At 30.4% G+C, this 5,871-nt stretch carries 11 protein-coding genes; 8 read left to right on the top strand and 3 right to left on the bottom strand.

All coding sequences use genetic code 11. The features are described 5' to 3' along the window. Positions 1-239: 239 nt before the first annotated feature. The 7 genes from AC1W31_RS20095 (at position 240) to AC1W31_RS20125 (ending at position 3,026) form a co-directional block, all read left to right on the top strand. Positions 240-566 (top strand): single-stranded DNA-binding protein, encoded by a 327-nt coding sequence (locus AC1W31_RS20095; protein WP_481736286.1) that lies wholly within the window; start codon positions 240-242, stop codon positions 564-566. Between the two features lie 271 nt (positions 567-837). Further along, a complete protein-coding gene (locus AC1W31_RS20100; protein ID WP_481736287.1) occupies positions 838-1,164 on the top strand; it encodes a single-stranded DNA-binding protein in 327 nt (108 codons plus the stop codon). Between the two features lie 67 nt (positions 1,165-1,231). Beyond that, the gene (locus AC1W31_RS20105; protein WP_481736288.1) at positions 1,232-1,444 is read left to right on the top strand and encodes a DpnD/PcfM family protein; all 213 of its coding nucleotides are present in this window, start codon (positions 1,232-1,234) and stop codon (positions 1,442-1,444) included. An 18-nt stretch (positions 1,445-1,462) separates the two neighbouring features. After that, positions 1,463-1,654, top strand: a complete 192-nt coding sequence (locus AC1W31_RS20110) for a hypothetical protein (RefSeq protein ID WP_481736289.1) — start codon at positions 1,463-1,465, stop codon at positions 1,652-1,654. Positions 1,655-1,656: 2 nt separating this feature from the next. Next, positions 1,657-2,172 (top strand): hypothetical protein, encoded by a 516-nt coding sequence (locus AC1W31_RS20115; protein WP_481736290.1) that lies wholly within the window; start codon positions 1,657-1,659, stop codon positions 2,170-2,172. 342 nt (positions 2,173-2,514) lie between these two features. Continuing rightward, complete coding sequence (locus AC1W31_RS20120; RefSeq protein WP_481736291.1) at positions 2,515-2,847, top strand: hypothetical protein; 333 nt, start codon at positions 2,515-2,517, stop codon at positions 2,845-2,847. Then, on the top strand, positions 2,847-3,026 hold the full coding sequence (locus AC1W31_RS20125) for a hypothetical protein (protein ID WP_481736292.1): 180 nt from the start codon (positions 2,847-2,849) through the stop codon (positions 3,024-3,026). The genes AC1W31_RS20120 and AC1W31_RS20125 overlap by 1 nt, the downstream gene beginning before the upstream one ends. Before the next feature lie 58 nt (positions 3,027-3,084). Here the strand turns inward: AC1W31_RS20125 and AC1W31_RS20130 are convergent, their stop codons facing one another. Genes AC1W31_RS20130 through AC1W31_RS20140 form a run of 3 tightly spaced genes read right to left on the bottom strand, consistent with a single transcriptional unit; the run spans position 3,085 to position 5,006 of the window. Continuing rightward, the gene (locus AC1W31_RS20130) at positions 3,085-3,618 is read right to left on the bottom strand and encodes a hypothetical protein (RefSeq protein ID WP_481736293.1); all 534 of its coding nucleotides are present in this window, start codon (positions 3,616-3,618) and stop codon (positions 3,085-3,087) included. Positions 3,619-3,625: 7 nt separating this feature from the next. After that, positions 3,626-4,324, bottom strand: a complete 699-nt coding sequence (locus AC1W31_RS20135; protein ID WP_481736294.1) for a P-loop NTPase family protein — start codon at positions 4,322-4,324, stop codon at positions 3,626-3,628. Between the two features lie 19 nt (positions 4,325-4,343). Next, entirely contained in the window at positions 4,344-5,006 is a 663-nt protein-coding gene (locus tag AC1W31_RS20140; protein ID WP_481736295.1) for a hypothetical protein, read from the bottom strand. Between the two features lie 435 nt (positions 5,007-5,441). Between AC1W31_RS20140 and AC1W31_RS20145 the strand changes: the two genes are divergently transcribed. After that, positions 5,442-5,871, top strand: a 430-nt coding sequence (locus AC1W31_RS20145) for a hypothetical protein (RefSeq protein ID WP_481736296.1), incomplete at its 3' end; no start/stop codon positions are given.

Here is a 5,871-nt window from a genome sequence, read left to right on the forward strand (position 1 = left end):
TTTTATGAGGTCATTTTAATTAATAGCTGAATTAATCATAAAAGATTCAATTATCTTTTGTCCTTTAAAACGGATAGTATCTTCACTTTTTCACAGTATTATAGTAAAGTGTATTTTTTAATTAAATATCTGATTACCAGCAATTTACTATTGTATTAGTTGTTAAAATTTTGTACTTTTATAGGGAAATAAGAAGGAAAGGCAACCTTAAAATATGCCATTATTAATTAAATATAATCATGATAAATCAAGTTATTTTCGAGGGAAATTTAGGTGCTGATTCAGTATCTATCATTACAGGTGAGTCAGCCGTTACCAAATTTAGTATTGCTCATACAGTTAAATACAAAACTAAAACAGGAGAAGAGAAAGAGCAGATCACATGGGTCAAGTGTGAAGGGTGGGGATTGCCTAAATGGATGGTAGAAAAGTTGTTAAAAGGAGTTCGGGTTATCGTAACAGGTTCATTAAAAGAGAATGTTTATGAGAAGGAAGATAAAACTATCAGAAGCCTCTTTATTACCACAGAATCTATTAATTTTTTAGAGGTAAAGAAAGCTGAATAAATAAGGATGTTACACAAGTGGGCATCGTGTCCACTTGCATAAAATCAATTTAGTTTTATATTGTTTTTTATTGCGAAATCCACGTAGAAAATTTTCTATGTGGATTTTTTTATTTACAAAGGGGGCAATTTTAATACTCTACAAGCTGGAATTAAGTATTTGATTATCAATTAGTTACTCTATTCATTAGCTTAATCTTGTCGTACCTTTATATTAAGCAAAAGGAAAATAGACCACCTTATCAAAGTGTCTAAATAAACAATATAAAATCATGATAAATCAAGTTATTTTTGAAGGGAATTTAGGTGCTGATGCAGTATCTACCAGCACAGGCGAAACATCCGTTACCAAGTTTAGTATTGCTCACAGGGTTAAATACAAGACCAAAACAGGAGAAGAGAAAGAGCAGACCACATGGGTCAAGTGTGAGGGATGGGGATTACCTAAATGGATAGTAGAAAAGTTGTTAAAAGGAGTTCGGGTAATTGTAACAGGTTCATTAAAAGAGAATGTTTACGAGAAGGAAGATAAAGCTATTAGAAGTCTTTTTATTACCACAGAATCTATCAGTTTTTTAGAGACAAAGAAAGCTGAATAATCATGAAAATTATGCAAGTGGGCATCGTGTCCACTTGCTAAAATTTAACGTCAAACAAAATCAATATATGTCAATTTTTGTCATTGAAATCGAAGAAACTTTAACTAAACATTTTAAGGTTGAAGCTGAAACAGCAGACCAAGCGAAAGGATTTGTTTCTGATAAGTATTCAGAAGCAGAAGAAGATTTTATTCTTTCAACGAGTGACTACTGTCAAACCAAATTTATTGATGTAACGGATGATATTCATTTTGAATCAGAGACTATCTATTCGGTATAAACTTTAATTAAAAAAAACATGACTAATCCAAAATTAACCCTTAGCGTTGAAGCCAAAATTTTAATAGCTGAAATCTTAGACTTTTATCTGCCCGATGAAAAAAGACATTTTGAGGAAGAAGAAAGTCGTCTAGAAAAACATATTTATTTGACCTTGGTCAGATTACAAGATATTTGTAATCTTAACATTATTGAACCCATAATAAATTAACGATGAACACTTTATTGCAATCTATTGAAGATATTTATGCTCAACGAAGACTAATTGTCAAGGAGTTAGAAAGTTGGAGTACCACATTTTCTACGGAAGAAGAAGAAAGCAGAATACATAATACGATTTTTAACTTACAAAATAATATTTGTAAAAAAAATGACCTCGAAACGATATTATTTCAAATTGAATGTTTTAACCAAGATACAGTACCATTAAGGGTTGATTTAAGTATTCCTAAAAAGATAGTTAATAATCCCGATGCAGTACAAATGTATGGGGTTTGGAATTTTCATCTTTCAGAAGCAGATGGGAGTGGAAAAGACTATTTATACTCCAATTTTGATGATGCTTTGAATTATTGCAACCATTGTACTAATTGGCATAAGGGAACATATCCTTTATGTATTTGTAAAGTTGATGTCGATAAAGACAAAATTGCACTCAATGACAATGGTACTTATTCATTTGAATATCTAAGAAAACAACATTGGCAATTGGTAATGGATGATTGTTAATTAATTCTCTTCAATATATTTTTAATTCCACGTAGAAAATTTTCTATGTGGAATTTTTTATTTACAATGGGGGCAATTTTAATGTTTACGAATTGGGTTTAAGTATTTGACTGTCAGTTTGTTATTCTAATTATTGACTTATTATTGCCGTACCTTTATAGTAAGAAAACAGAAGAAAAGAGACTGTTTATGAGAAGGAAAATAAGACTCTCAAAAACCTTTTTATTACCACCTAATCTGTCAGTTTTCCAGTTACAAAGTAAGCAGAATAATCAAGGAATTACGCAAGTGGGCATCGTGTCCACTTGCTAAAATTAAACATCATTTTTAAATTCAAATATCATGCAATTCAAATCTTTTAATCTAAAAGTGGCTAATATGAGAGCCGAACAAGAATTTACATTATATCCATACGCTGGCGGTGAAATTGTACATTTGCAATCTGATAAAAGGTGGGTTGAGCTAAATTTAAAATCAGGGGAAGGAAAAGTGTCAAAACAAAATGGACACCAAACTTCCTGGCATTTAAGATTTCATGGTTTCCATTCTTTTCAAATTGAAACCATGAAATTAGAAGAAATTAATAATTTTTTGATTAAAAATAATGGACAGGACGGAGGAGTGAAAGGCATTGTTTCTTTTTCCAATGAAAACCACTTTTCAACAGTTAATTAATGAAAAAGATAAGATTATATCGTGCCTATTATGTAACTCCTAATAATAGAGATGGTTACACACTTGTAACCGCCCACAATAAAAAGGAAGCCTTAATTAATGCAAAGCAAATTGGATTAATTAACGAACCAAAAGTAAAGTTTAATTCTGTTGAGTTTCAACGATGGATTTACTCATAAAAAAAAGCAGCTATTCATTTAGCTACTTTTTTATTACAAAGGGGACAATAAGGAAATTCTATTTCTTCGGAATGTACAAAGTTTGTTTTTTGACGTAAACACCATCTTTCAATTTAATCACATTGTATTGCTTCCCTTTGACTATTTCAATTGAATTTGAAAAATTTTGATTCTTCTTTAAATATTCAAAATCAAGATATATATGATAAATCAAAAAAACTATTAGACCGCAGAAACTGACGAATAAGCCACCGAAAATAATTTTTGATGATAATCCTAATCCATGATGCAAACGAAGTAGGAGGGAGGAAAAAGAAGATTTCTTTTCATCGGTTTTTAATCTCAAACTTTCTATTCCCTTTTGTAAAGTAATAATTTCTTTCAAAACGTTTTCTTGAAATGATTTCTCAACTTTCATAAAAGTTTCAACAGCAACTTTTGAATTATTCACACTTTCAATGACAACCCTCCTATCTTTCGTAATTTCAAAGTAAAGCAGTGCTAAATCTCTGTCTAATCTTGTACCAGTTTGAGCATGAAATGCACTGATAAATCTATCCAGATTTTCGATATTTACCTGATACTCATCCATAGGATATTTAAAAATTAAGCGGTTCAAGAAGGCTTTTCATTTTCCCTCTGGTAAGTATGTTAAGTGTTGTAGCAGATTTACCTTCTTTAATCATATTTACCACTCTTTTCCCTCTTTCAGTGTCTCCTTCTGTTTTTCCAAATTTTATTGTTTCTGCTTCAACGCCTAAAATATTTCCTATTTCAATTGATGAATCATTATCGGTTAATTCAAGATTTTCCACAATAAAAATTTTGAAAAAGTCTGATACCAAATTGAACATCAATTTAGCGTAATTTGAGGTTGCTTTTGTCGCAGTATTTCCAGAAACAGGAATAATGAATGATAAATCGCAAGAAATTTCCGTCATAAACTCCTTCAAATCTTCACAATTTAAATCATTTAACAAAAATTGATATAATTGGTCTGACTCAGTTGCACCCATATCAATAAAGATTTTTTCAAATTTATCCTCGGCTAATGCTTCAAAAAGTTTCACCATTTTATCCCTTTCAATCCTACCGTTTTCATTTAAAATACTTGCTTTGAGTATTCTGTTTTTAAAGTTTTTAATAAAAGCTATTTGAGAGGATAAAGTCAACGTTGAATTATCCATATCGTAAAAGCCCACCGTAGTTTCTTCTTCGTATTTATGAGCCATTAATGTGGTGAAAAACGACTTGCCCGAACCACCCTTGCTCTGAGAGACTATGAAAATTTGTTTCATTTACTATGGTTATTGATTGTTAAATTGTGTCATTAATAGTTGGGTCAGGATGATAGCCGCCACGACTCGGCGGAAAACCACTAATTCTATAATCTTTAAATATGCTTGGATTTCTACTTATAAATCCGCTTAGTTCATCAGGCATCATATATTCGTCATTAATTGAGTTGTACACCTTCATATCTTCAAAATATTGTATTCTGTCCTCAAACTCTTCTCCAACCTGTGTAGGTCGAGGAACACCCCTTTCTCCCAATTCACACCAAGGATAGTCAAAATTATAATTTTTCAAAGATTCATGGTATCTAATCTGTGTTAAGGTATGAGGTTTTCTCTGATAATTTTCAGGTAGTTTATGCTCCCCTCTTTTGGCTAACATTGAACTTTTAAGCACAGGCATATCTATTTTTTGCTCATTTTCTTCACCCTTTTGTAAACCATTTGATGTATCTCTCCAATCTGCTTTAAAAAGGCATTTAATATTTTTTTTATCTTTCTTTATGTTATAGATAATATCACGACTAATCTCTAAACCTGTTTCTAAAAATACCGATAATATTATGTATGTACCTGAGCAATCATTATCAAACAAGTCTTTATAACAAGAATAAATAACTGATTTAAGAACCCTTTTTTTATTTTTCGTGATGTCTAAAAAACTGTTTTTATCTAATTCAATCATATTTTTCGATACAATTTTTAATTATTTAACAAATATAAATATTAAAAATGTAATATTGTGTAAAATATAAAATATAAAAATTTATCAACGACGCATCAACGACATATAGACGACGTATCAACGACACATCAACGACAAGTTTATGAAAATAGATAGATTGGAATCAATTATTAATTTTATCAACGACGTATCAACGACAAAGGTTAAAATATGCCTGTAAAGTGTCAAAATGTTGAAATAATGGTAAAAGTTAGATTCAAATTCACCATGTTTTTTTGCGTTTATAAAAGAGTTTTTTTGCGTTTATAAAAGAGCGAGGTATGTTTTGCGAATACAAAAACTATCGTTTTTATATTCGCAAAACCCTCGCCATCTATGATGGAATACATTCGCAAGCTCATGTTATATAACCTAAGTATTTTCTGAAAAACTATTATGGGGAAAAAAGTAAAAGATAAAACTAAGAAAAATGGTCGTCCCGTAAAGGATGAAAAAGATAGACGTGATGTAATTATTCCTTTAAGATTTACAATTGATGAAAGGATAAAACTTGAAGAAGTTAAGTGTAAAATATCACCATCTTTGAGTATGAGTAAATTCTTAATAAAGAAAATACTTAATGAACCATTTGTGGCATTTAGGAATGTTGATTTACCCAAAGATATACAAGCCATTTTGACGGAGATAGCAAGATTAGGTAGTCAATTCAAAATGGTAGCTTCAAGAAAAACAATTACGTTATGGCAGGAAAAACAATTTTTAGATGATAGTAATAAGATTAGGAAAATATTAGATAGTACGTCCGAACAGTTGCTTGAACTTCAAAAAGGATATTTGTATTATAACAAGATTGATGAGTCAATAA

It is taken from the genome of Arcicella sp., assembly GCF_964672035.1.

What these genes read in the sequence shown, in the direction of transcription:
- AC1W31_RS20100 (WP_481736287.1), top strand. Translation starts at nt 838, where the DNA reads ATGATAAATCAAGTTATTTTTGAAGGGAATTTAGGTGCTGATGCAGTA.
- AC1W31_RS20110 (WP_481736289.1), top strand. Translation starts at nt 1,463, where the DNA reads ATGACTAATCCAAAATTAACCCTTAGCGTTGAAGCCAAAATTTTAATA.
- AC1W31_RS20120 (WP_481736291.1), top strand. Translation starts at nt 2,515, where the DNA reads ATGCAATTCAAATCTTTTAATCTAAAAGTGGCTAATATGAGAGCCGAA.
- AC1W31_RS20115 (WP_481736290.1), top strand. Translation starts at nt 1,657, where the DNA reads ATGAACACTTTATTGCAATCTATTGAAGATATTTATGCTCAACGAAGA.
- AC1W31_RS20105 (WP_481736288.1), top strand. Translation starts at nt 1,232, where the DNA reads ATGTCAATTTTTGTCATTGAAATCGAAGAAACTTTAACTAAACATTTT.
- AC1W31_RS20095 (WP_481736286.1), top strand. Translation starts at nt 240, where the DNA reads ATGATAAATCAAGTTATTTTCGAGGGAAATTTAGGTGCTGATTCAGTA.
- AC1W31_RS20125 (WP_481736292.1), top strand. Translation starts at nt 2,847, where the DNA reads ATGAAAAAGATAAGATTATATCGTGCCTATTATGTAACTCCTAATAAT.
- AC1W31_RS20140 (WP_481736295.1), bottom strand. Translation starts at nt 5,006, where the DNA reads ATGATTGAATTAGATAAAAACAGTTTTTTAGACATCACGAAAAATAAA.
- AC1W31_RS20130 (WP_481736293.1), bottom strand. Translation starts at nt 3,618, where the DNA reads ATGGATGAGTATCAGGTAAATATCGAAAATCTGGATAGATTTATCAGT.
- AC1W31_RS20135 (WP_481736294.1), bottom strand. Translation starts at nt 4,324, where the DNA reads ATGAAACAAATTTTCATAGTCTCTCAGAGCAAGGGTGGTTCGGGCAAG.